This is a genomic window from Curtobacterium sp. LFS079 (assembly GCF_047977865.1).
In the GTDB taxonomy this organism is placed as follows: Bacteria; Actinomycetota; Actinomycetes; order Actinomycetales; family Micrococcaceae; genus Arthrobacter.
Genome location: NZ_JBFPFO010000014.1, coordinates 57301 through 79942 on the forward strand (window position 1 = coordinate 57301; position 22642 = coordinate 79942).

The window sequence follows — 22642 nt, forward strand, 5'->3', positions numbered from 1 at the left end:
CGGCTTCCCGGACAGGGCTTCCTGGACCCGGCCCCGGCGCTGCTCCGGCCGGCGCCCTTGGGCGCGGCCCGCGGCGGCAACCCCTCCTTAGACTGAAAGAGTGAACGAACCCATGACAACTGCCCTGCAGCAGTCCGCGGAAACCCTGGCCGGACGGATCCACGATCCGGAAGTCCGGGGCTTCGCGTCCGACAACTACTCCGGCGTGCATCCGGAAGTCCTGGCAGCGCTGGCCGCCGCCAACGGCGGGCACCAGGTTGCCTACGGCGACGACGAGTACACCCACAAGTTGGAGGGCCTCATCCAGGAACTCTTCGGCGAGGGCGCCGAATGCTACCCGGTGTTCAACGGCACCGGGGCAAACGTCGTCGCACTGCAGTCCCTGCTGCCGCGCTGGGGCGCGGTGGTCTGCGCCAGTACGGCCCACATCAACGTGGACGAGAACGGCGCGCCGGAACGGATCGGCGGCATGAAGCTGCTGCAGGTCCCCGCAACGGACGGCAAGCTGACGCCGGAACTGATCGACCGCGAAGCCTGGGGCTGGGGCGACGAGCACCGCGCGCAGCCGCTGGCCGTGTCGATCACGCAGACCACCGAACTGGGCACCTGCTACACGCCCGAGGAAGTCAAGGCCATCGCGGACCACGCGCATGCCCGCGGCATGAAGTTGCACATGGACGGCGCCCGGCTGGCCAACGCTGCCGCCCACCTTGGCGTTCCGCTGCGCACCTTCACGCGCGATGCCGGCGTGGACATCCTCTCCTTCGGTGGTACCAAGAACGGCCTGCTCTTCGGCGAACTCGTGGTGGCGCTGAACCCCGAGGCTGCCCACGGGTTGAAGTACCTGCGCAAGATGGACATGCAGCTGGCCTCGAAGATGCGCTTCATTTCCGCCCAGTTCATCGCGCTCCTGGAAGGCGGCCTGTGGCTGCGCTCGGCGGGACACGCGAATGACATGGCCACCCGGCTGCGCGCTGCGGTGGACCAGATCGACGGCGTCGAGCCGACCCAGGCGACGCAATCGAACGGCGTGTTCGCGGTGCTGCCGCCCGGCGTGGCAGACCGGCTCCGGAACTCGTTCAAGTTCTATGACTGGAACGAAGCCGCGCGGGAAGTGCGCTGGATGTGTTCCTTCGACACCAGTGAAGCAGACATCGACGCGTTCGTGGCCGCGATCAAACGGGAACTGGCTGCCCGATAGCCCCTTGGGTCACAGCACCATGGGCCGGGGCGGCGTGCCTGCGGGATTTCGCCGCCCCGGCCACATAACCTGCCAAGGTGAACGCTCTATCACAGCTCCCTGAGGATTTTCTTCACGCCCTGGGGACACTCCGAAAGGCCCAGTGCCGGCGCGAGCTGAAGCTGGGCGAAATTCCGGCCCCCACCCGCCTTGCCCCGTACGCCGTCGCCATGGGCGCGGAGGTGTTCAGCCACGCGCCGGTGCACCGCCAGCTTCCGGTCCATGGCCCGGCAGCGCTGGCCTTCGCCGCACACAATCCGGCTGCCACGGACGACGACGAGGACAACGAACTCGCCACGGGCCGTTTCATCCTGCTGCACGATCCGGACGGCTCCGCCGTCTGGGATGGCGAATTCCGGATCGTAACCTACATCCGGGCCCAGCTGGAGGCGGACATGGGCAACGACGAGATGCTGGGTTCGGTGGCCTGGACATGGCTGGTCGAAGCGCTGGAAAACCATGGCGCGAAGTACCGCGCCGCAGGCGGCACGGCAACCCGGATCCTCTCGGAGAGCTTCGGCACCCTCGCCGACCGGCCGGACACCATCGACATCGAACTGCGGGCATCATGGACACCCGCCACGTCCGACGCCCAGGCCCACCTCGAAGCCTGGTCCGACATGGTCTGTACCTTCGCGGGCCTTCCGCCCCTTCCGCCCGGAGTGACCCCGCTCCCGTCCCGGCGCCTGAATTAGCGCAGAATCGCTAGACTGTAAGGCACCATGATTCCTGAAAACCCGGAACCCAACACAGCCGGCGGCCCGGCTGCTGAACCCGCCCCACACATCACCGTGGAAGGTTTCGACCACCCCGTCCCCGAGATCATCGACCTCGATGCCCCGCGCGAAGGCGTGCCGCTGGTCATCGACACCCTCGCCGGCTTGGAACGCTGCGCCGCGGCGATTGCCGGCGGATCCGGTCCGGCCGGCGTGGACGCCGAACGCGCCTCCGGTTTCCGCTACGGCCAGCGGGCGTTCCTGGTGCAGATCAGGCGCGAGGGCGCAGGCACCTGGCTGATCGATCCAGAGCCGTTCGACGACCTGAAGATCGTCAATGAAGCGCTGTCCGGCGTCGAATGGATCCTGCATGCGTCCACGCAGGACCTGCCGTGCCTCGCCGAACTGGGCATGTGGCCGGACAAGCTCTTTGACACCGAGCTCGCCGCACGCCTGGCCGGGCTGCCCCGGGTGGGCCTGGCCGCCGTCATCGAACAGCTCCTGGGCTTCGGACTGGCGAAGGAACACTCGGCGGCGGACTGGTCCACCCGGCCCCTCCCTGAGCCCTGGCTGCGCTACGCCGCCCTCGATGTCGAGGTCTTGGCCGAACTGCGCGAGGAACTGATCGAGCTGCTCGAGGCGGACGGGAAGCTGGAGTTTGCGGAACAGGAGTTCGTCGGAATCCTGGCGAACGGCGTCCCCGCACCGCGGGTGGACCCGTGGCGCAAGACCTCCGGGCTGCACCAGATCCGGGACCGGCGCCAGCTTGCCGCCGTCCGGGAACTGTGGCTGGAACGGGACCAACTCGCGCGCAAGCGGGACGTCGCACCGGGCAGGCTCATTCCGGACTCCGCGCTCGTGGCGGCCGCGAAATCGCTGCCCTCAACCGTTCCGCAACTGCTGGCCACCAAGGGCTTCCACGGCCGCGCAGCCCAGCGCGAAGCGCCGCGCTGGCTGCGCTGCATTTCCATCGCCCGGGACCTTGAGGACCTCCCGCCGCTGCACCTGCCTACCAACGCCCCGCCCCCGCCGCGCGTCTGGGCGGACCGGGATCCCGACGCTGCCGCCCGCCTGGCGACCGCGCGTCCGCGCCTGCAGTCGGCCGCCGAGGAACTGAAGCTGCCCGTGGAGAACCTCCTCACGCCGGACTACCTGCGCCGCGTGCTGTGGCGGCCACCGTCGGACATCACCAGGGAGACGGTTGCGGCGGAACTGCGCGAACTGGGCGCCCGCGAGTGGCAGATCGCAATCACGGCGCCGATCCTGGCCGAGGCCAGCCTGAACCCGCAGCCGTTGCCGCCAAAGGAAGCCAAGGAGAAGCCCGCCGGCTAGCCGCCGACGCGTAAATCCAGGGGATTTCCTCATCTCGCCCCGCAGCCTTGCCCCGCAAGTTACTCACGAGTAACATTGAGGCGACGGCGGCCGTCCCTTGCCGGACGTGCCCGCCACGCCTCCATCCCTGTCTCGAAGAGGAGTACACATGAGCCCCAGCGGGAACACACAGCAACGCACGGTCCGCGACGTCGTCTTCGTCGATGGAGTCCGCACGCCGTTCGGCAAGGCCGGGGAGAAAGGCATCTACGCGGGCACCCGTGCCGACGACCTCGTGGTCAAGTGCATCCGCGAACTGCTGCGGCGTAACCCGTCCCTGCCCGCGGAACGCGTCGACGAGGTGGCCATTGCCGCCACCACACAGACCGGCGACCAGGGCCTGACCATCGGCCGCACCGCGGCGCTGCTGGCCGGGCTCCCCCGCACGGTTCCCGGCTTCGCGGTCGACCGCATGTGCGCGGGCGCCATGACAGCCGTGACGACGACGGCGAGCGGCATCGGTTTCGGTGCCTACGACGTCGTAATCGCCGGCGGAGTGGAGCACATGGGCAACCACCCGATGGGCGCCGGGACCGACCCGAACCCGCGCTTCATGTCCGAGCGGCTGGTGGATCCGGCCGCCCTGAACATGGGCAACACCGCCGAAAACCTGCACGACCGCTTCCCCGCCATCACCAAGGAACGCACGGACGCCTATGCCGCTGCGTCCCAGGCCAAGCTGGCCGCTGCCTACGCTCAGGAGCAGATCCAGCCGGACCTCGTGCCCGTGGCCGCGAAGAAGCCGGGCGCAGGCTGGGCCTTCCACACCGCGGACGAGCCGCCCCGGCCCGGCACCACCGTGGCTGACCTCGCGGAGCTGCGCACGCCGTTCCGCCCGCACGGCCGCGTCACCGCGGGCAATGCCGCCGGTTTGAACGACGGCGCGACGGCGGCGCTCCTCGCCTCCTCCGACGCCGCCGAGGAACTGGGCCTGAATGTCAAGATGCGCCTGGTCGCCTACGCCTTCGCCGGCGTCGAGCCCGAGGTCATGGGCATCGGACCGGTGCCTGCCACCGAAAAGGCGCTGCGGAACGCGGGCCTGTCGATCGAAGGCATCGGCCTGTTCGAAATCAACGAGGCCTTCGCCGTGCAGGTGCTCAGCTTCCTGGACCACTTCGGAATCGCCGACGATGACCCCCGGGTCAACCGCTACGGCGGGGCGATCGCCGTCGGGCACCCGCTGGCGTCCTCGGGCGTGCGCCTCATGAACCAGCTGGCCCGCCAGTTCGAGGAGGATCCCTCGGTGCGGTACGGCATCACCACCATGTGCGTCGGCCTGGGCATGGGTGCCACCGTCATCTGGGAGAACCCGCGTCACGCCAGCTACGTCGGCTACATCGCCGCCACAACCGACACCAGCAGCACCAACAGCGAGGGAGCCGCCGCATGAGCGCCGCAGATTTCCGGAAACTGGCCGGGCTCTTCCCGGACGAAACAATCACCCACTCTTACGTCCAGGACATTGCACTCCCGGCCGTCGGCGGCAGGAAGAGCGCCGGCACCTTCGTCCTCATCACCCTCGACAACGACCTCGACCACAGCAAGCCCACCACCCTGGGCCCCAACACCCTGGTGGAGCTCGGCACCGTCCTTGAAGGACTCAAGGAACGGGCCGCCCGCGGCGAAATCGTGGGCGTCGGGGTGACCGGCAAGCCGTACTTCCTGGTGGCGGGCGCCGACCTTTCCGCGGTCAATTCCCTGCGTGAACGCGAACACGGCCTCCTGATGGCGCAGCTGGGCCACGACGTCTACGGAACCCTGGCTTCGTTGGGCGTGCCGAGCTTCGCCTTCATCAACGGCTTGGCGCTGGGCGGCGGCCTGGAGATCGCCCTCCAGTCCGACTACCGCACGGTGTCCACCGGCGCCGGTGCCTTGGCCCTGCCGGAGGCTTTCCTCGGCTTGGTTCCGGGCTGGGGCGGGGTGTACCTGCTGCCTCGGCTCATCGGGCCGGAGAACGCCGTCAAGGTGATGATCGAAAACCCGTTGAGCAACAACCGCACCCTCAGCGGGCCGCAGGCCTTCGAGCTCGGCATCGCCGATGCCCTGTTCGAACCCGCCGATTTCCTGGAACAGTCCATCGCCTGGGCGGCGCGGGTCATTGCCGGTGACACAGCCCCGGAACGCCGCAACGCCGTCGATCCCGCCGATCCGGCTGTCGCGGAACGCTGGGCGGCCGCCGTGGCAGGCGGCCGGGCCTTCGTGGAGGCCAAGACCTCCAACGCCTCCCCCGCACCGGCCAAGGTGCTGGACATCATGGAAGCCAACCGCACCATGAGCCAGTCGGAATCCGCGGCGCTCGAGTGCGACACCCTGGCTGACCTGATGCAGACGGACGAGTTCCGTTCCACTGTGTATGCCTTCCTGGACCTCGTGCAGAGGCGCTCCAAGCGGCCTGCCGGCGCGCCGGACCGCAAGCTCGCCCGCCCGGTGACCAAGGTCGGCGTCGTCGGTGCCGGCCTGATGGCGGGCCAGCTGGCGCTGCTGTTCGCCCGGCAGCTCAAGGTTCCCGTGGTGATGACGGACATCGACCAGGAGCGCGTGGACAAGGGCGTCGCCTACGTCCATGCCGAGGTGGACAAGCTGCTCGCCAAGAAGCGCATCAGCCAGGACGCGGCCAACCGCACCAAGGCGCTGGTCAGCGGCTCGGTGTCCAAGGAGGCCTTTGCCGACGCGGACTTCGTGATCGAGGCCGTCTTCGAGGAGCTCAGCGTCAAGAAGCAGGTCTTCGCCGAGGTGGAGGAAATCGTCTCCGCCGAGTGCATCCTGGCCACTAACACCTCGTCCCTTTCGGTGACGGCCATGGCGGAAGGCCTCAAGCATCCGGAACGCCTGGTAGGGTTCCATTTCTTCAACCCGGTGGCTGTGATGCCGCTGCTGGAAATCGTCCGGGCGCCACAGACCGACGACGCCGTGCTCGCCACCGCCTTCGAGCTGGCCAAGGGCCTGAAGAAGACGGCGGTGCTGGTCAAGGACGCTGCCGCCTTCGTGGTGAACCGCATCCTGCTGCGCCTCATGGGCGAAGTGATCGCCGCCTTCGACGAAGGCACTCCCGCCGAGGTCGCGGACGACGCCCTGCGGCCGATGGGCCTGCCGATGTCCCCGTTCACGCTGAGCGCGATGGTGGGCCTGCCGGTGGCCCAGCATGTGCAGGAATCCCTGCACGCCGCGTTCGGCGAGCGTTTCGCGGTGTCGCGCAACCTGCAGAAGCTGATCGACAATGGAGTGAAAACCCTCTGGGTCGACGGGCCGGACGGCTCCCGGGTGATCCCCGAGGAGACCCTGTCCCTGATGTCCTTCGGCAGCTCTCCCTCCACTGCGGAAGAGGTGCTCCGCCGGACCCAGGATGCCCTGGCCGAAGAGATCGGCCTCATGCTCCAGGAGGGTGTAGTGGCCGGGCCGGAGGACATTGACCTCTGCGTCATCCTCGGTGCGGGTTGGCCGATGTTCCTGGGCGGGATCACTCCGTACCTGGACCGCACCGGCGCCTCGGAGCGGGTCAACGGCAAGCGCTTCCACGCCGCCTGACAGGTACGTCGCCGGGTGAACGGCAAGGGGGGTGGCACAGTACGGTGCCACCCCCTTCGTCATCCGTTCACGCCGTACGCTGGGATCCATGACCCCGCATACGGCCCCCGCCGCTCCCTCGGGACGGCGATTCCTGGACCGCTTCTTCGTAGTCAGCGTCAGCCTCAAGGGCCTGGACGGTGTCCTGGAGCTGCTGGGTGGCGCACTGCTGCTGTTCGTCACACCGGCCCGGATCGTCGACTGGGTCCGGGTGCTGACCCAGCATGAACTTGCCGAGGACTCGCACGACCTGCTCGCCAACGCGCTGGTGCATGCCGCCGGATCCCTCAACGCGGCTGGGGCGCTGTTCGCCGCCGTCTACCTTCTGGCGCACGGCGCGGTGAAGGTGGTGCTGGTGGCCGCGGTGCTGCGGAACCGGGTCTGGGCCTATCCGTGGATGATCGCCTTCATGGTCCTCTTCGTGATCTACCAGGTCGTGGAGATGGTCCGCCGCTTCACCTGGGGCATGTTCGGCCTGACCGTGTTCGATGCGGTGATCATCGCCCTGACCATACGGGAATACCGGCATCATCGAACGCGCCGGGCCACGCAGACGGCGTGAACGCCTGATCAGCGGGACCCCGAAAGGACCCCGCCTTCCAGGCTAAGGATCCGGTGCGCCCGCGCCCGGGCGTAGCCGAGGTCGTGTGTGACCATCACGACGGCGGCGCCGCGCGCGGTGGCTTCCGCCATCGCGGTGTCCAGGACAGCCAGACCGTGCCGGTCCAGGCCGACGGTCGGTTCGTCCAGTGCCAGCACCGCCGGCTCGCGGGCGATGACGGTGGCAAGGGCGAGGAGCCGCCGGGACGAGGCAGGCAGCTCCAGAGGGTGGGCGCCGGCGTGTGCTTCGAGGCCGACGGCGGCCAGCGCGGCGAGGGCGCGTTCCCGCACCCGGGCATTATCGGCGTTCCGGCGGAACAGCCCGCGCTTCGTGCCCAGCCCGAAGGCGACTTCCCGCAGCGCCGTCCGTTCGAAGAGTTGAAAGCGGGGGTCCTGGAACAGCAGCCCGACGTCGGCGGCGAGCACTCCGGCGGGAGTTCCGTCCGTGGCACGTCCGTTGAGCAGCACGGTTCCGGACCCGGGGCGGAGCAGCCCGTTCAGCTGGCGCAACAGGGTCGACTTCCCGCTGCCGTTCGGTCCTGTAACGGCCAGGACTTCCCCGGCCCGGACCGCCAGTTCCACCCCGCGCAGGGTGTCCCCGTCGGGCGCCCCCGGTCCGTCGTAGCGGAAGCGGACGTCCCTCAATTCGAGGACGGGAGCGGCGCTCCCGCCGTCAGCCCGTTTTGGCCCGGCAGGCGGCATCGGCTCCGGAACGACGACGCCGGAACGCGTCAGCGCCTCCCCGCCCGGCCGGGCTCCCTGGGCCAGCAGGCTGTCGGGTGCGCCGGCGGCAAGCTGCCGTCCGCCGTCGTCGTCTCCGCTGCCCAGCACGGTCCAGTGCGACGCGGCCCGGCTCAGGGGATCCACCGCCGAGCTGAACACCACCACAGCTGTTCCTTCGGCGGACAGCCGCCGCAGCAGGTCTTCCATTGTCCGTGCGCCCGCCGCATCCAGGGACGCAAACGGTTCGTCGAGCAGCAGCACGGAGGGCCGGCCGATCACGGCGCAGGCGATAGCCAGGCGGCGGAGTTCACCGCCGGAAAGGGTGGCCGGATCGCGTTCCAGCAGGTCCTGGAGCCCGGCAAGTCCGGCGGTGTCGGCGATCCGGTGCCGCATTTCCGCCACCGGGACCCCCAGGTTTTCCAGCCCGAACGCCAGCTCGCCGGCCACGGTATCCCTCACGGTCGAGAGCATGGCGGGGGCGTCCTGGGGCACGTAGGCCACGTGTGCCGCCCAGGCCGCGGGATCGATCCGGGGGTCATTGCTGCCGCCGTCGAAATCGATGGCAGTGCCTGTACCGGAGGCACCGAGTTCCAGCCGGCCCCGGAGCTCTCCGCCATGGTTCCCGGGCAGCCAGGCCGCGAGGATCCTGGCGAGGGTGCTCTTGCCGCTGCCGGAGCCGCCGAGGACCGCCGTCAGGCTCCCGGCATCCACGCTGAGCCGCACGTCCTGGAGCGCCGGGGTGTCCGCTCCGTGGAAGCTGAAGGACTCCACATGCGCCGCGAGGAGCGTCCCGCCGTTCATGACCGCCCGCCAAGCAGTACCAGGGCCACGCGGCCGGCCACCGCGGCGAGGCACAGCACGAGCAGCACCCGGCGGGCCAGCCGCTGGCGGGCCGGGTCCGGCACGGTCTGGAGGCTGGTGTGCGGTTGCCGGCCGGAGAAGCCCCGGGCGTCGAGGGCCTGGGCCCGTTCCCCGGATTCATGGACCAGGGAAAGCACCAGCGGAACGGCCTGCAGGCGGGCTGCAACAAGACGGGAGGCGATGCTCCGCCCGATCACGAGCCCGCGGGCTTCCTGCGCGGCCCGGATGCGCCGGATCCGGTGCGCTGCCGCCGGCAGCAGGGTCAGGGCCGAAACGACGACGAATCCGAGCCGGGGCGGCAGGCCGCGGGCGGAAAGGACCGTGAGCAGCTCCGGGACGCGGACGGTGAAGGAAAACAGCAGGAAAGCCAGGACGAACACACCTGTGCGCAGGCCGGCGTCGAGGGCGAAGAGCAGCCCTTCCCGGGTGACGGCGGCCGGGCCGAAGCCTGCCAGCACCGTCCGTCCTTCGGGGAAGAACAGCCCATGCACCAACAGCAGGGCCGCCCAGAACGGCAGCAGGATAGCCGCTGCGGCGCGCAGGACGGCGCCCGCCCGGGCCTGCCGCAGGGTGAGGACAAGGAGCCCGGCGAGGGCGGCGAGCGAAAACGCCCAGTGCCCTGCCGCCGTCGTAATGACCGCGACGGCGGCGGCGCCGGTGAGGGTGGTCAGGGGGTTCAGGCGCTCCAGCGACAGCTTGCCGCGGCTCATGCCTTGGCTGCGGGCTCCCCGCCCTCGGGCACCCGGCCCGCGAGCACCCGGAAGCGGCGGACGAAGGGGAACTGGAAGGTGGTGCGGCGCGGCAGGGCGTACACCAGGAGCGCTGCCACCGTGAAGACGATCGCCTTGTCAGCGGGGTCGGAAATCAGCGCCTGCTTGGTGATGGCGGCGAGCAAGGAGTCGCCCATTGCCCGGAACGCGGACACGATGGCTCCGGTGGCCAGTCCGGACGTTCCGCCGAACACGAACGCGGCGATCGGGGCGGATACCACGCCGCCCAGCACGCCGGCGAGGAAGCCTGCGAACGGCACCAGGTAGAAGCGGCGGAAGACACCGGCACGCGCGGCGAGCCCGGCAAGCCAGCCGATCAGGGCGGCACCGGCGGCGAACGGCAGCACCGTGGGGTTGAACAGGGACCAGACGATGGAGCTCAGGGCTCCTGTCGCCGCGCCGGCCGCAGGCCCGGCGAGGACCGCCACCAGCACCGTGCCGATCGCGTCCAGGTAGAACGGCACCAGGGTGCTGCCCACGAACTGGCCCAGCACGATGTTCAGGACCATGGCGATCGGGATGAGGACCACGGTGGAGGTAGGCAGGGTGGGCAGGACCGCGACCACCAGGAGCACGGCGCCGAGAAGGAAGCCGCCCAGCGCGGCGAGGGCAGCCAGGCTGCCGGGACCGGCGGCGATATCGGCGGGCTGCGTGAGCACCAGCACCACGTAGGTCACGATGATCGAGGCGGCGCCGAGGATCTCGAGGAGGCGCCGGCGTTTGGGGGCTTCGGGCAGGAGGAGGGAGTGCTGCTGCGGTGACGGGGAGGCCATGGTGGTTCCTTGCTGCTTCCTTGCTGTGGGCTGTGCACGCGTTCCGCCTATGTCACCTCGGCGCAGACACCATCCTAGCCGTCCCCGGCGGCGCCGGTACCGACTTTCCGGGCCAATGCCAATGCACCCACAGAGCGGATCAGCTCGGCGAAGGCCTCCTCAGGGTAGTTCCCGGACACGATCCGGGCGTTCGGCGCCTCACCCCACAGGCCGCGGTAGTCGGCCACGGTGGTGCCGAACAGCCGCGGAGCCGCGGTCTCCACGTGCACGGTGGCCGTACGGGTGCCGTAGCGGACGGTGCCCGCTGCCACGGCCGCCGCGAAGTAGTCGTGCACGTGGGCGATGTAGCCCTGGTCGTAGGCACGGTGGAACTCGAAATAGAAGCGCAGCATGTCGCTGAGGTACCGGACCAAGGGGTTCGACGCCGTGCTGCGCTGCCCTTCCGGCTGGCCGGGCAAGACATGCTCAGGCACGGCGCATCCGCCTTCCCGGGCCAGCGCCGCCACATGCTCCGGGCGCATTTCGATCCGCTCCGTGGTTTCCAGCGCACACACCACGGGCAGCCGGTCTTCGGGCAGCCCCGAGAACGCGGCGAACACCTCCGCGGCGGCGTGCGGGTCCACATGGGTGTTCCATTCGGCGGTGGGCGTGGTGTTGCCCTGGTAGTAGTAGCTGCCACCCATGATCACCACGCCGCGCAATAGCTCGGGCAGCCGGGGTTCCGCGCGCAGGGCGAGGGCGAAGTTGGTCAACGGAGCCGTCAGGAGTGCGGTCAGCTCCCCCGGACGTGCCCGGGCCGCTTCGATCCAGAGCTCGACGGCGTCCCCCGGGTGCACACGGCCCCGCGGTTCCGGCAGCTCTGCGTAGCCGATGCCCTGCGGCCCGTGGGTTTCCGGCGTGGTCACCAGGGGGATCCGCAGCGGCGCCTTGGCCCCGATGGCCACGGGGACATCCGGCCGTCCGCACAGTTCCAGCAGGGCGAGGTTGTTGCGCGCCACCTGCTCCGCATCGACGTTGCCCGGGGTGCTGCTCACCGCCACGAGTTCCACGTGCGGCTGGCTGCACAGGTAAGCCAGGGCGAGGGCGTCGTCGATTCCCGTATCGCAGTCCAGCAGCAGGCTGACCGGCTCCGGCATCAGAAGAGCGCGACCTTCGGCTGCGTCGGGAAGATGTCGTCCAGCTCGGCGCGTTCGTCCGCAGTGGGCACCCAGCGCACAGCGGCGGCGTTCTCGACGACCTGTTCCGGCCGGGTGGCGCCGGCGATCACGCTGCTGACGGCCGGCTGCGCGGCAAGCCAGGAGAAGGCCAGCTGCACTTCGTTCAGGCCGCGTTCCTGGGCGAAGCGGCTGAAACGGCCCAGCTGCTCCCAGTCGGCGTCGTTCACCAGGTTGGTGCGGGTGTGGCTGAGGCGCGAGCCCTTCGGGGCCTGGCCGGGGGCGTACTTGCCGGTCAGCAGTCCGTTGGCCAGCGGGAAGTACGGCAACACGCCCAGGCCGAAGGCCTCTGCCGCAGGCAGGACTTCCAGTTCGGCGCGGCGGTCCAGCAGGTTGTAGTGGTTCTGGGTGGAGATGAAACGGGCGCCGCCGCTCATGCGGGCCACGTACTCGGCCTCTGCGATCTGCCAGCCCGCGCGGTTGGAATGGCCGATGTAGCGGACCTTGCCGCTGCGGACGAGGTCATCCAGTGCAGAGAGGGTTTCCCCGATCGGAGTCTGCGGGTCCGGGGTGTGGTACTGGTAGAGGTCGATCCAGTCGGTGTTCAGGCGGCGCAGCGACGCTTCGACCGACTGGATGATGTACCGGCGGGAACCCCGGGCACCGAAGTCCTTGCCGTTGGCGCCCTTCATGTCCATGCCGAACTTTGTCGCCACGATCGCATCGTCCCGGCGGCCCTTGAGCGCCTTGCCGAGCATGGTCTCGCTGAGCCCGGGCTCCTTGCCGTAGGTGTCTGCGACGTCGAACAGCGTCACCCCGGCGTCGAGGGCCGCGTGGACGACGGCGTCCGTGCCCTTCTGCGATTCGGTGGCGGTGTTGGCGCGGCCCAGGTTGTTGCAGCCGAGCCCGACCACGGAGACGGTCAAACCGGAATGTCCAAGACGGCGGTATTCAGTCATGGGCACCAGCCTACGGCCTTCAGGAAGCGAAGCGGATTCCGGCTTCTTCCATGGCCTCGTGGAGCTGGGCCATGGTCTTCGGGCCCATGCCGTGCAGGCCGGCAATCCGTTCTTCGCCCAATTCGGCAAGCTGTTCCAGGGTTTCCAGGCCTTCGTGGGCCAGCGCCCGGCGGGCCGGAGCCGAGATCCCCTTGGGCAAAGGCGTATGTCCTGGCCAGTTGCTCTTGGATGTCACAGGGGCTTCCCTTCCCGGCGTGGAACGTGGTCCTTAGAGGGTAAAGCCCGTAACGTTTTTGGGCGAGTGTTTGAGCTTGAACGCCTCCGGGTCCCCGTGCGGCGCGGCGGCAATGCTGAGCTTGGTGAAGTCCAGGTCCTCGCCGCGGATGCATACCTTGATGGCGTTGACCGCCTTGGTCACGTCGGGGCAGAGGCAGAAGATGTTAAGCCGGGAGTTCCCGATTTCCGAACGCTCCACAGTGCCGAGGCCTCGCCAGGCGAGGGCGCTGCGCAGGGCCGCACTTGCCTTGCGTTCCAGGTAGCGGTCCCGTTCGGTGCCGTCCTTGCTCTTCAGGGCAAACTGCGCCACCAGCCAGAACTGCCCGGATTCGGGCAGCTCCGCGTAGCCGTCTTCGTCGCACTGTGCAGCGAAGGCGGCCAGGAGCCCGTCCGCGGCGCCTTCGTCGTCGACGTCGGTGGCGTCAGTACTGCTTTGGTGGCCGACGGTGCCGTGGTTGATGACGAACTGGCCGAAGTCTTCGTCGAACCAGGCCTCACGGAACAGCAGTACGCCGTCGTCGTCACGCTTGTAGCTGCGGATGATCCCGCTCATGACCGTCCTTTTCCGAACCATGCGGCGCACGTGCTGGTGGGCCCGGTGCCGTCGAAGGGTTCCTGTTGAGTGAGTACTTCCTGGTACAGCCGCCCGGCCTCGGCACGGATGGCGGCCACAGTGTCTTCCGGGTAGCCCATGGAGAGCCGGTGTTCCTCGAACTCATCTTCGTCGTCGATGAACACACCGTGCTTCGTGGAACGGATGACGTCCAGGTCCATGTCGATCATGTGGAACTCCGCTACGCCGTCCCGGATGGTTTTCCAGCCGTGGTCCAGGGCCAGGTCGATGTAGATCCGGAAGTCCCCGGGGTAGCTGTCGTCGTAGAAGGTGGCCACGTGGTCGCCGCTGCGCGGGACCAGCAGCACGGCATCGGAGGCGGTGTAGAAGGCAGCTCCGGGGCGGGAGCAGAATTCGTTCCTGCCCTGGAACACCCACCAGCCGTGGATGTCTTCGCCGAGGAAGCGGCCCGGGACCACCCAATGGGCTGTGCCGTCCCATTTGCGGTTGCGGGCGATCACGAGGTCGCCGGGCTGGAGGCCTTCGGGGTGCCTGGCCATCACAGGGTGGGCAGGCTGCCGGTGGTCGGGTGTGCCTGGCCCGGCAGCGGCCGCGCGAAGGGCACCTTCGTCCCGAGGACCTGGGCGACGACGTCGTGCGTGATCTGCTGCGCCGTCAGACCGACCCGTTCGAGCACCTGGCTGCGGGTGCCGTGCGAGAGGAACTCCACGGGCAGGCCCACCTCGTTCAGGGCCGTGTCCACGCCGGCCGCCCGCATCTCCTGGCGGATCCGCGAGCCGACGCCGCCGGCCCGTACGCCGTCTTCGATGCAGATGACCAGGCGGTGGCGTGCCGCGAGGGCAATGATGGATTTGCGCACGGGCAGCACCCAGCGGGGGTCCACCACGGTGGAGCTGATCCCCTGCGAGCCCAGCCGGGCCGCGACGTCGAGCGCGAGTTCGGACATTGCGCCGACGCTGACGATCAGGACGTCGTTTTCGGTGGAGCCTTCGGGGCGCCTGGCCAGAACGTCGACGCCGTCGGCCAGCCGCTCGATGGCCTCGACCTCCTTGCCGACACTGCCCCGGGAGAAGCGCACCACGCTGGGCGCGTCGCCGATCGCCACGGCCTCGCGCAGTTCTTCACGCAGGCGGGTGGCGTCGCGCGGTGCCGCAAGGTGCAGCCCCGGCACGATCTGCACCATGGCCATGTCCCACATGCCGTGGTGGCTGGCGCCGTCGGGCCCGGTGACCCCGGCCCGGTCCAGGACGATCGTGACGCCCGCCTTGTGCAGGGCGACGTCCATCAGGAGCTGGTCGAAGGCCCGGTTCAGGAAGGTCGCGTAGACGGCAACCACAGGGTGCAGGCCGCCGAACGCCATGCCCGCGGCGGAGGTGAGGGCGTGCTGTTCGGCGATGCCGACATCGAACACCCGCTCCGGGTGCCGGGCCGCGAACTTGTGCAGGCCCACCGGGATCAGCATCGCGCCGGTGATTCCGACGATGTCCTGGCGCTCGTCCGCGATGTCCGCGATTTCCTCGGCGAACACGGAGGTCCAGGACTGCGCGCCGGGCGATGCTGTGGGCTCGCCGGTTTCGGGGTCGATGACGCCGACGGCGTGAAACTGGTCGTCCTCATGGGCGCGGGCCGGTGCGTAGCCGTGACCCTTCTCCGTCATGGCGTGTACGATCACGGGTCCGCCGTAGTGGCGGGCCGTGGTGAGGGCGTTTTCGAGCGCCTGCAGGTTGTGGCCGTCCACGGGCCCGATGTACTTCATGCCCAGGTCCTCGAACATGCCCTGGGGGGCCCACCAGTCCTTGATGCCCTTCTTCATGGCATGCAGGCTCCGGTAGGTGAACTGGCCCAACGGGCCGCCGTCCTGCAGCCGCTTCTTCCACCTGTCCAAAGCGACCTCGTAGGCCGGGGCGGCGCGGAAGGAATCAATGGTGGGACGCAGGGACGCCAAATAGTCGGCCAGGCCGCCGACCGTGGGGGCGTAGGAGCGGCCGTTGTCATTGACCACGATCACCACGCGGCGGCGCTTGTCCGCGGCGATGTTGTTGATGGCTTCCCAGGCCATGCCGCCGGTCAGTGCCCCGTCGCCAACGACGGCCACCACGTAGCGGTCACCGTCACCGGTCAGCAGCCGGGCGCGGGAGATGCCGTCCGCCCAGGACAGCGAGGAGGAGGCGTGTGAGCTCTCGACAATGTCGTGTTCGGACTCGCCGCGGTCCGGGTAACCGGAAAGGCCGCCCTCCTGGCGGAGGGTGCTGAAGTCCTGGCGTCCCGTGAGGAGCTTGTGCACATAGGACTGGTGTCCGGTGTCGAAGACGATGCTGTCGCGGGGAGAGTCGAAGATCCGGTGGATCGCCATCGTCAGCTCCACGACGCCGAGGTTCGGGCCGAGGTGGCCGCCGGTCTGGGCGACGTTGGTGATCAGGAAGGACCTGATTTCGCCTGCGAGCTGTTCCAGTTCAGTGGTGCCCAGCGTGGCCAGGTCCTGCGGAGTCCGGATTGTCTCCAAGAGTCCCAACGGCCCCTCCTTAGGTGATTGACGTGCCCGTTAACTCTACCGCCTTGCCCGGCATGGAATTCCGGCAACGCGAAGGCCCCCGCTGGAAAACCAGCGGGGGCTTGGGCAACTGACTGGCGGTTGTTGTCGTTCTGAAGCCTCAAAACGACAACAACCGCGGGTTGCTTGGATTAGTTCGCCGAGATCTGCCGCAGCACGTACTGCAGGATACCGCCGTTGCGGTAGTAGTCCGCTTCACCGGGGGTGTCGATGCGCAGCACGGCGTCGAAGGACTTGGAGCTGCCGTCCTCGGCCGTAGCGGTGACCTTGAGCGTCTTGGGCGTGGTGCCGTTGTTCAGCTCGGTGACGCCTGCCACGGAGAAGGTTTCGGTGCCGCTCAGACCCAGGGTCGCGGCCGATTCGCCGGCCGGGAACTGCAGCGGCAGGACGCCCATGCCGATCAGGTTGGAGCGGTGGATGCGCTCGTAGCTCTCGGCGATGACGGCCTTGACGCCCAGCAGCGCGGTGCCCTTGGCTGCCCAGTCACGGGAGGACCCGGAGCCGTATTCCTTGCCTGCCAGGACGACCAGGGGGGTGCCGGCCTTCTGGTAGTTCTGGGCGGCGTCGTAGACGTAAGCCTGCGGGGCGCCTTCCTGCGTGAAGTCCTTCGTGAAACCGCCCTCGACGCCGTCGAGCAGCTGGTTCTTGATGCGGATGTTCGCGAAGGTACCGCGGATCATGACTTCGTGGTTGCCACGGCGGGAACCGTAGGAGTTGAAGTCCTTGCGCTCCACGCCGTTGGCCAGCAGGTACTGGCCCGCCGGGGTGTCCGACTTGAAGGAGCCGGCCGGGGAGATGTGGTCGGTGGTGACCGAGTCGCCCAGCTTCAGCAGGACGCGGGCGCCCTCGATGTCCTGGACGGGGTCCGGCTGTGCCTTCATGCCCTCGAAGTACGGGGGCTTCCGGACGTAGGTGGAGTCCTCGGCCCAGGCGAAGGTGTCACCGGCGGGCGTGTCGAGTGCCTTCCAACGGTCGTCGCCGTCGAAGACGCCTTCGTAGCCCTTGGTGAACATGGCTTTGTCGATCGAGGAGTCGATGACTTGCTGGACCTCGACGGGGTTCGGCCAGATGTCCTTCAGGAAGACCTCGTTGCCTTCGGAATCGGTGCCCAGGGCATCGGTGTCGAAGTCGAAGTCCATGGTGCCGGCCAGGGCGTAGGCGATGACCAGCGGCGGGGAGGCCAGGTAGTTCATCTTGACGTCCGGGTTGATGCGGCCTTCGAAGTTGCGGTTGCCCGAGAGGACAGCCGTGACGGAGAGGTCGTTGGCCTGGATGGCCTCGGAGATTTCCGGCTCCAGCGGGCCGGAGTTGCCGATACAGGTGGCGCAGCCGTAGCCCACGATGTAGAAGCCGAGCTTCTCCAGGTAGGGCGTGAGGCCGGACTTCTCGTAGTAGTCGGTGACGACCTTCGAGCCCGGGGCCACGGAGGTCTTGACCCACGGCTTGGCGGTGAGGCCCTTGTCCACGGCGTTGCGGGCCAGCAGTGCGGCGGCAAGCATGACCGAAGGGTTGGAGGTGTTGGTGCAGGAGGTAATCGAGGCGATCGACACCGCACCATGGTCCAGTTCGAACTCGCGGCCGTCAGCGGTCTTGACGTGGACCGGAGAAGACGGGCGGCCGTGGGAGCCGTTCGCGGCGGACACGACGCGGGCGGTCTCGGTGGTGTGCGAGTCCGCGTGGGTGAAGGACGGCGAATCGGAGGCCGGGAAGGACTCGTCCAGGGACTCGTCCACGCTGCCGTCTTCGATGGAGACGTAGTTGTGGATGTCCTTGCGGAACTGCTCCTTGGCGTCCGTGAGCTCGATGCGGTCCTGGGGACGCTTCGGGCCGGAAATAGACGGAACCACGGTGGACAGATCCAGCTCGAGGTATTCGGAGAAGCGCAGCTCGCGGGACGGATCGTGCCAGAGGCCCTGTTCCTTGGTGTAGGCCTCGACCAGGGCGACGTTTTCCTCGGAGCGGCCGGTGAGGCGCAGGTAGTCCAGGGTGACGTCGTCGATCGGGAACATGGCGGCCGTGGAACCGAATTCCGGGCTCATGTTGCCGATGGTGGCGCGGTTTGCCAGCGGCACGGCGGCAACGCCTTCGCCGTAGAACTCGACGAACTTGCCCACCACGCCGTGCTTGCGCAGCATTTCGGTGATGGTCAGGACGACGTCGGTGGCAGTGGCGCCGGCCGGGATGTTGCCGTTGAGCTTGAAGCCCACGACGCGCGGGATGAGCATGGAGACCGGCTGGCCGAGCATGGCGGCTTCGGCTTCGATGCCGCCAACGCCCCAGCCCAGCACGCCCAGGCCATTGACCATGGTGGTGTGCGAGTCGGTGCCGACGCAGGTGTCCGGGTAGGCGCGCAGCACGCCGTTGACTTCACGGGTCATGATGGTGCGGGCCAGGTATTCGATGTTGACCTGGTGCACGATGCCGGTTCCCGGGGGGACAACCTTGAAGTCGTCGAACGCGGTCTGGCCCCAGCGCAGGAACTGGTAGCGCTCACCGTTGCGCTGGTATTCGATTTCCATGTTGCGCTCGAGGGCGCCGGAGTTGCCGAAGACGTCGATCTGGACGGAGTGGTCGATGACCATTTCGGCCGGTGCCAGCGGGTTGACGCGCTTGGGATCGCCGCCGAGGTCCTTGACGGCTTCACGCATGGTGGCCAGGTCCACGACACAGGGGACGCCGGTGAAGTCCTGCATGATGACGCGGGCCGGGGTGAATTGGATCTCGGTGTCGGGCTCGGCATTCGGGTCCCAGCCGGCCAGGGCGCGGACGTGGTCGGCCGTAATATTGGCGCCATCCTCGGTCCGCAGGAGGTTTTCAAGCAATACCTTGAGGCTGAACGGAAGGCTGTCTGCGCCCTCAACGGAGTTCAACCGGAAAATTTCATAATCGGTGCCGGCTACATTAAGTACGCCTTTGGAACCGAAGCTGTCCACAGTGCTCATGGCAGGACTCCTCTCGCAACAGCTTTCATCTTTGTCGCGCGGGTCAGCGCTATCTAGTTAGGTAAACCTAATTCAAGCGCCGGGATTCGAGGCCTGCCCTGGCCAGGGACGCGACATGGGACGACTATGGCCCCATCGTAATGTCGGCTAGGCGCCCGGCACCAGCAATGCCACAGTTTCCAGGTGGTGGGTGTGCGGGTACAGATCGAAAGCCCGCAGCCCCTCGAGTTTCCAGCCGCCCGTCCGGAAATAGCCGAGGTCCCGGGCGAAGGAGGCCGGATCGCAGGACACGTAGGCGATGGCCCGCGGACCCGAGTCCATGAGTTGCCGGACCACAGCCTTGCCTGCACCGGCCCGCGGCGGGTCGATGACGAGCGAATCGAAACGGCGGGGACGGTTCCGCAGCACCCGTTCCACCCGCCCCTGGACGATCTCTACGTGCCCTTCGCCGTGCAGGTTCTTGCGCGCGTCCCTGCTGGTGCCCGGGGAACCTTCCACGGACAGCACCGATCCGGTGATGCCGACGGCGTCCGCCAGCGGGGCCGTGAACAGCCCGGCTCCTGCGTAAAGATCGGCGACGGCCGAGCCCGGAAGGAGGTAGCCGCCGTCGTGCAGGAATCCGGTGACGGCGCCCACGAGGGTTTCCGGGGCGTCCTTGTGGATCTGCCAGAAGCCTTCGCCGGTCACCCGGTATTCGTGTCCTGCAGCCGATTCCTGGACCCAGGTGCGGCCGCGCAGCTGCAGCACGTCCCCCTTGGCCGGGTCGAAGCGCGCCACGGAGATTTCGTGCGGCAACCGGGCCAGGATCCTGCCCAGCCGTTTCGGATCGGCGTCTTCTTCGGGCGCCAGCAGCACCAAGGGCCGTGAGCCGTTTGCCGGCGCGGCGACTTCGACGCGGGCGATGCCGTGCAGATCGAGTTCCCAGAGCTTCAGATCGTTGATCGCCTGCAGGGCGAGCGGCATCTCGCGGACCGGAATCACGACGTCGGAGCGGTGCGCGTGCATGCCGAGCCGGCCGTCGGGGGTCACGGCAAAGCCTGTCCGGGTGCGCCAAGCCAGCCCGCCGCCGTCGTCCTCCGCCGCTTCGGGCCCCGCGGCCTCGACGTCCACCTGCAGCTCCAGCCCGGCGAGTCGCTTCAGCTGCTCGGACAGGACCTCTGATTTCAGCTGCCGCTGCCGCTCCAGGCCGATGTGCCCGAATTCGGCACCGCCCACCGGCGGACCGCCCTTGCGCCACGCGGCGGCCGAGTCTGCCAGTTGCCAGAAATGCCGCCTGCGGTCATCCGAGGCCTCCAGGACCTCGACAACGTCGCCGCGCCAGAACCGCGAATCGTCTTCGGCGTCGGTGAGCCGAACCCGGACCTTCTCCCCGGGAATGCCGTGCCGGACGAAGACCACCCGGCCTTCGTGGCGGGCGACGAAATGCCCGCCGTGGGCGACGGGGCCGACGTCGAGCACCAGTTCGCGCGGGGCCGCGTCACCGATGGTGTGCCGGCCGGGACGGGAAAGCTGGTGGTGCGTCATAGGGTGTCCTGCAGTGCCTTTGCTTCTTCGGAGGATTTGAGCTGCCACGGCACGCTGGCCACCATGACGCCTGGTTCAAAGTGGAGGCGCGCCTTGATCCGCAGGGCAGTCTGGTTGTGCACCAGCTGCTCCCACCATTTGCCCACCACGTATTCGGGAATGTAGACCACGATCAGGTCCCGCGGGGAATCGCGGCGCATGTTCTTCACATAGGACAGGATCGGCGTCACAGTTTCGCGGTACGGGCTGGCAAGCACTGTCAGCGGCACCGGAATGTCCAGCTTGTCCCAGTCCGCGACGGTGTGCGCCGTTTCCTCGGAGTCGATGTCCACGATGATGGCGTCGAGCCGTGACGGCCGGGAGGCCCGGGCGTAAGCCAGTGCCCGCAGCACCGGCTTACGGACGTGCGAGACCAGCAGGATAGCGTGCACCCGGGTGGGAAGGGCACGCGGGGAGGAGTCCTCGTCCACAGCCAGTTCCTTGGCCACGTTGTCGTAGTGGGCGCGGATGCTCCACATGATCAGGAACAGGACGAACATGGCCAGCAGGGCCAGCCAGGCGCCTTGTTCGAACTTAGTGATGAGCACGATCGTCAGCACGAGCGCCGTCATGCCGAAACCGACCATGTTGATGGTGCGGGACTTGAGCACGCGGCGCCGCACGGCCTTGTCGCGGGCCAGCTTCAACTCACGGCCCCAGTGCCGGATCATGCCCAGCTGGCTCATCGTGAACGAGATGAACACGCCCACGATGTAGAGCTGGATCAGCCGGGTGACATCGGCGTTGAAGGCCAGGATCAGGATCAGGGCACCGGCCGCGAGGGCGAGCACGCCGTTGCTGTACGCCAGGCGGTCTCCCCTGGTGCGGAGCTGGCGGGGCAGGTAGCCGTCCTGGGCGAGAATGGAGCCGAGCACGGGGAAGCCGTTGAACGCCGTGTTGGAGGCGAACACAAGGATGATGCCGGTGGCCGCCACCACGACGTAGAAGGGAATGGAGCCCGGACCGAAGATGGTCTGGGCGATCTGGCTGATCGCGGGGTTCTGGATGTAGTCGCCCGGGAGTGGCTGGCCATTCAGGAGGAACTCCGTGGCCGGGTCCAGCACGATGTGCACCTTGGTGGCATTGGCCAGGTAGATGATGCCGGCGAGCATGGCGGAAGCGATCACTCCGAGCAGCAGGAGCGTGGTGGCTGCGTTCTTGCTCTTGGGCTTCTTGAAGTTCGGCACGCCGTTGCTGATGGCCTCGACACCGGTCAGGGCCGCGGCACCCGAGGAGAAAGCGCGCAGCAGCAGGAAGGCGCCCGCCAGTCCCACGAGGCCGGAGTCGAAGCCTTGTTCCGGGACGATCTCGAACGCCGCGGACGGCGCCTGCCCCAGCTGCCCCGTGGCGGCCTGGAAGATGCCGACGGCGGTCATCCCGAGGATGGAGAACATGAAGATGTAGGTGGGGACGGCGAAGACCGTCCCGGCTTCCTTGATGCCGCGCAGGTTGACCAACGCCAGGATGACGACGCCGACGGTCGCGATGAGAGCCTGTTGACCGTGCAGGGACGGCACCGCCGTCGTCAGGTACGTCGCCGCGGAGGACATCGACACCGCCACGGTGAGGACATAATCCACCAGGAGCGCGGAGGCGACGGTAAGGCCGGCGTACTTGCCGAGGTTGACGTTGGCGATCTCGTAGTCGCCGCCGCCGGACGGATAGGCGTGGACGTTCTGCCGGTAGGAGGCCACGACCGTGAGCAACACCACCATGACGGCCAGGCCCACGAGCGGCGAGATGGAGACTGCACTCACGCCGGCCAGCGCCAGCGTGAGGAGGATTTCGTCCGGCGCATACGCCACGGAGGACAGTGCGTCGGAGGCGAAGATCGGCAGCGCGATGCGTTTCGGAAGCAGGGTGTGGGACAAGCGGTCGTTCCGGAAGGGCCGCCCCACCAGCACCCGTTTGACCGCATTGAAAATAGTCAGCACCCGGCCACGTTACTCGTAAACACAGACGATGTCATGGCGCACTACATCTGCCCCGGTAGAGTCTTACGCAG

Annotated in this window: 18 protein-coding genes; 6 read left to right on the forward strand and 12 right to left on the reverse strand. The window is 68.1% G+C overall.

Translation table 11 applies throughout. The features are described 5' to 3' along the window. Positions 1-112 precede the first annotated feature (112 nt). From ACNQPB_RS17850 to ACNQPB_RS17875, 6 genes are all read left to right on the forward strand, one after another. Complete coding sequence (locus tag ACNQPB_RS17850; RefSeq protein WP_498753800.1) at positions 113-1201, forward strand: threonine aldolase family protein; 1089 nt, start codon at positions 113-115, stop codon at positions 1199-1201. Positions 1202-1278: 77 nt separating this feature from the next. Continuing rightward, positions 1279-1935: a DUF3000 domain-containing protein gene (locus ACNQPB_RS17855; RefSeq protein WP_498753757.1), complete on the forward strand. Its 657-nt coding sequence runs from the start codon at positions 1279-1281 to the stop codon at positions 1933-1935. A 27-nt stretch (positions 1936-1962) separates the two neighbouring features. After that, a complete protein-coding gene (locus ACNQPB_RS17860) occupies positions 1963-3288 on the forward strand; it encodes an HRDC domain-containing protein (protein WP_498753758.1) in 1326 nt (441 codons plus the stop codon). A gap of 148 nt (positions 3289-3436) precedes the next feature. After that, entirely contained in the window at positions 3437-4717 is a 1281-nt protein-coding gene (locus ACNQPB_RS17865; RefSeq protein ID WP_498753759.1) for a thiolase family protein, read from the forward strand. Next, entirely contained in the window at positions 4714-6852 is a 2139-nt protein-coding gene (locus tag ACNQPB_RS17870) for a 3-hydroxyacyl-CoA dehydrogenase NAD-binding domain-containing protein (RefSeq protein WP_498753760.1), read from the forward strand. The genes ACNQPB_RS17865 and ACNQPB_RS17870 overlap by 4 nt, the downstream gene beginning before the upstream one ends. Positions 6853-6940: 88 nt before the next feature. Beyond that, positions 6941-7453: a DUF2127 domain-containing protein gene (locus tag ACNQPB_RS17875; protein WP_498753761.1), complete on the forward strand. Its 513-nt coding sequence runs from the start codon at positions 6941-6943 to the stop codon at positions 7451-7453. An 8-nt stretch (positions 7454-7461) separates the two neighbouring features. On the opposite strand, the gene ACNQPB_RS17880 is transcribed toward ACNQPB_RS17875, so the two are convergent. The 12 genes from ACNQPB_RS17880 to ACNQPB_RS17935 form a co-directional block, all read right to left on the reverse strand. Next, complete coding sequence (locus ACNQPB_RS17880) at positions 7462-9015, reverse strand: ABC transporter ATP-binding protein (protein WP_498753762.1); 1554 nt, start codon at positions 9013-9015, stop codon at positions 7462-7464. Beyond that, positions 9012-9785 carry an energy-coupling factor transporter transmembrane component T gene (locus tag ACNQPB_RS17885; protein ID WP_498753763.1) on the reverse strand — a complete coding sequence of 258 codons (774 nt, stop codon included), beginning with the start codon at positions 9783-9785 and terminating at the stop codon, positions 9012-9014. The genes ACNQPB_RS17880 and ACNQPB_RS17885 overlap by 4 nt, the downstream gene beginning before the upstream one ends. After that, on the reverse strand, positions 9782-10618 hold the full coding sequence (locus ACNQPB_RS17890) for an ECF transporter S component (RefSeq protein ID WP_498753764.1): 837 nt from the start codon (positions 10616-10618) through the stop codon (positions 9782-9784). Before ACNQPB_RS17890 ends, ACNQPB_RS17885 begins: the two co-directional genes overlap by 4 nt. Before the next feature lie 74 nt (positions 10619-10692). Then, entirely contained in the window at positions 10693-11754 is a 1062-nt protein-coding gene (locus ACNQPB_RS17895) for a nucleoside hydrolase (RefSeq protein ID WP_498753765.1), read from the reverse strand. Beyond that, complete coding sequence (locus ACNQPB_RS17900; RefSeq protein ID WP_498753766.1) at positions 11754-12731, reverse strand: aldo/keto reductase; 978 nt, start codon at positions 12729-12731, stop codon at positions 11754-11756. The genes ACNQPB_RS17895 and ACNQPB_RS17900 overlap by 1 nt, the downstream gene beginning before the upstream one ends. Before the next feature lie 19 nt (positions 12732-12750). Next, the gene (locus ACNQPB_RS17905) at positions 12751-12966 is read right to left on the reverse strand and encodes a helix-hairpin-helix domain-containing protein (RefSeq protein ID WP_498753767.1); all 216 of its coding nucleotides are present in this window, start codon (positions 12964-12966) and stop codon (positions 12751-12753) included. A 33-nt stretch (positions 12967-12999) separates the two neighbouring features. Then, positions 13000-13560, reverse strand: coding sequence for a hypothetical protein (locus ACNQPB_RS17910; RefSeq protein WP_498753768.1), 561 nt, complete (start codon positions 13558-13560; stop codon positions 13000-13002). Then, positions 13557-14120, reverse strand: coding sequence for a DUF402 domain-containing protein (locus ACNQPB_RS17915; protein ID WP_498753769.1), 564 nt, complete (start codon positions 14118-14120; stop codon positions 13557-13559). Before ACNQPB_RS17915 ends, ACNQPB_RS17910 begins: the two co-directional genes overlap by 4 nt. After that, positions 14120-16093 (reverse strand): 1-deoxy-D-xylulose-5-phosphate synthase, encoded by a 1974-nt coding sequence (dxs, locus tag ACNQPB_RS17920; RefSeq protein WP_498753770.1) that lies wholly within the window; start codon positions 16091-16093, stop codon positions 14120-14122. Before dxs ends, ACNQPB_RS17915 begins: the two co-directional genes overlap by 1 nt. Before the next feature lie 170 nt (positions 16094-16263). Then, the gene (gene acnA / locus ACNQPB_RS17925) at positions 16264-19074 is read right to left on the reverse strand and encodes an aconitate hydratase AcnA (protein WP_498753771.1); all 2811 of its coding nucleotides are present in this window, start codon (positions 19072-19074) and stop codon (positions 16264-16266) included. A gap of 147 nt (positions 19075-19221) precedes the next feature. After that, the gene (locus ACNQPB_RS17930; protein WP_498753772.1) at positions 19222-20598 is read right to left on the reverse strand and encodes a class I SAM-dependent RNA methyltransferase; all 1377 of its coding nucleotides are present in this window, start codon (positions 20596-20598) and stop codon (positions 19222-19224) included. Further along, on the reverse strand, positions 20595-22571 hold the full coding sequence (locus ACNQPB_RS17935; RefSeq protein ID WP_498753773.1) for an APC family permease: 1977 nt from the start codon (positions 22569-22571) through the stop codon (positions 20595-20597). The genes ACNQPB_RS17930 and ACNQPB_RS17935 overlap by 4 nt, the downstream gene beginning before the upstream one ends. Between the last annotated feature and the right edge of the window lie 71 nt (positions 22572-22642).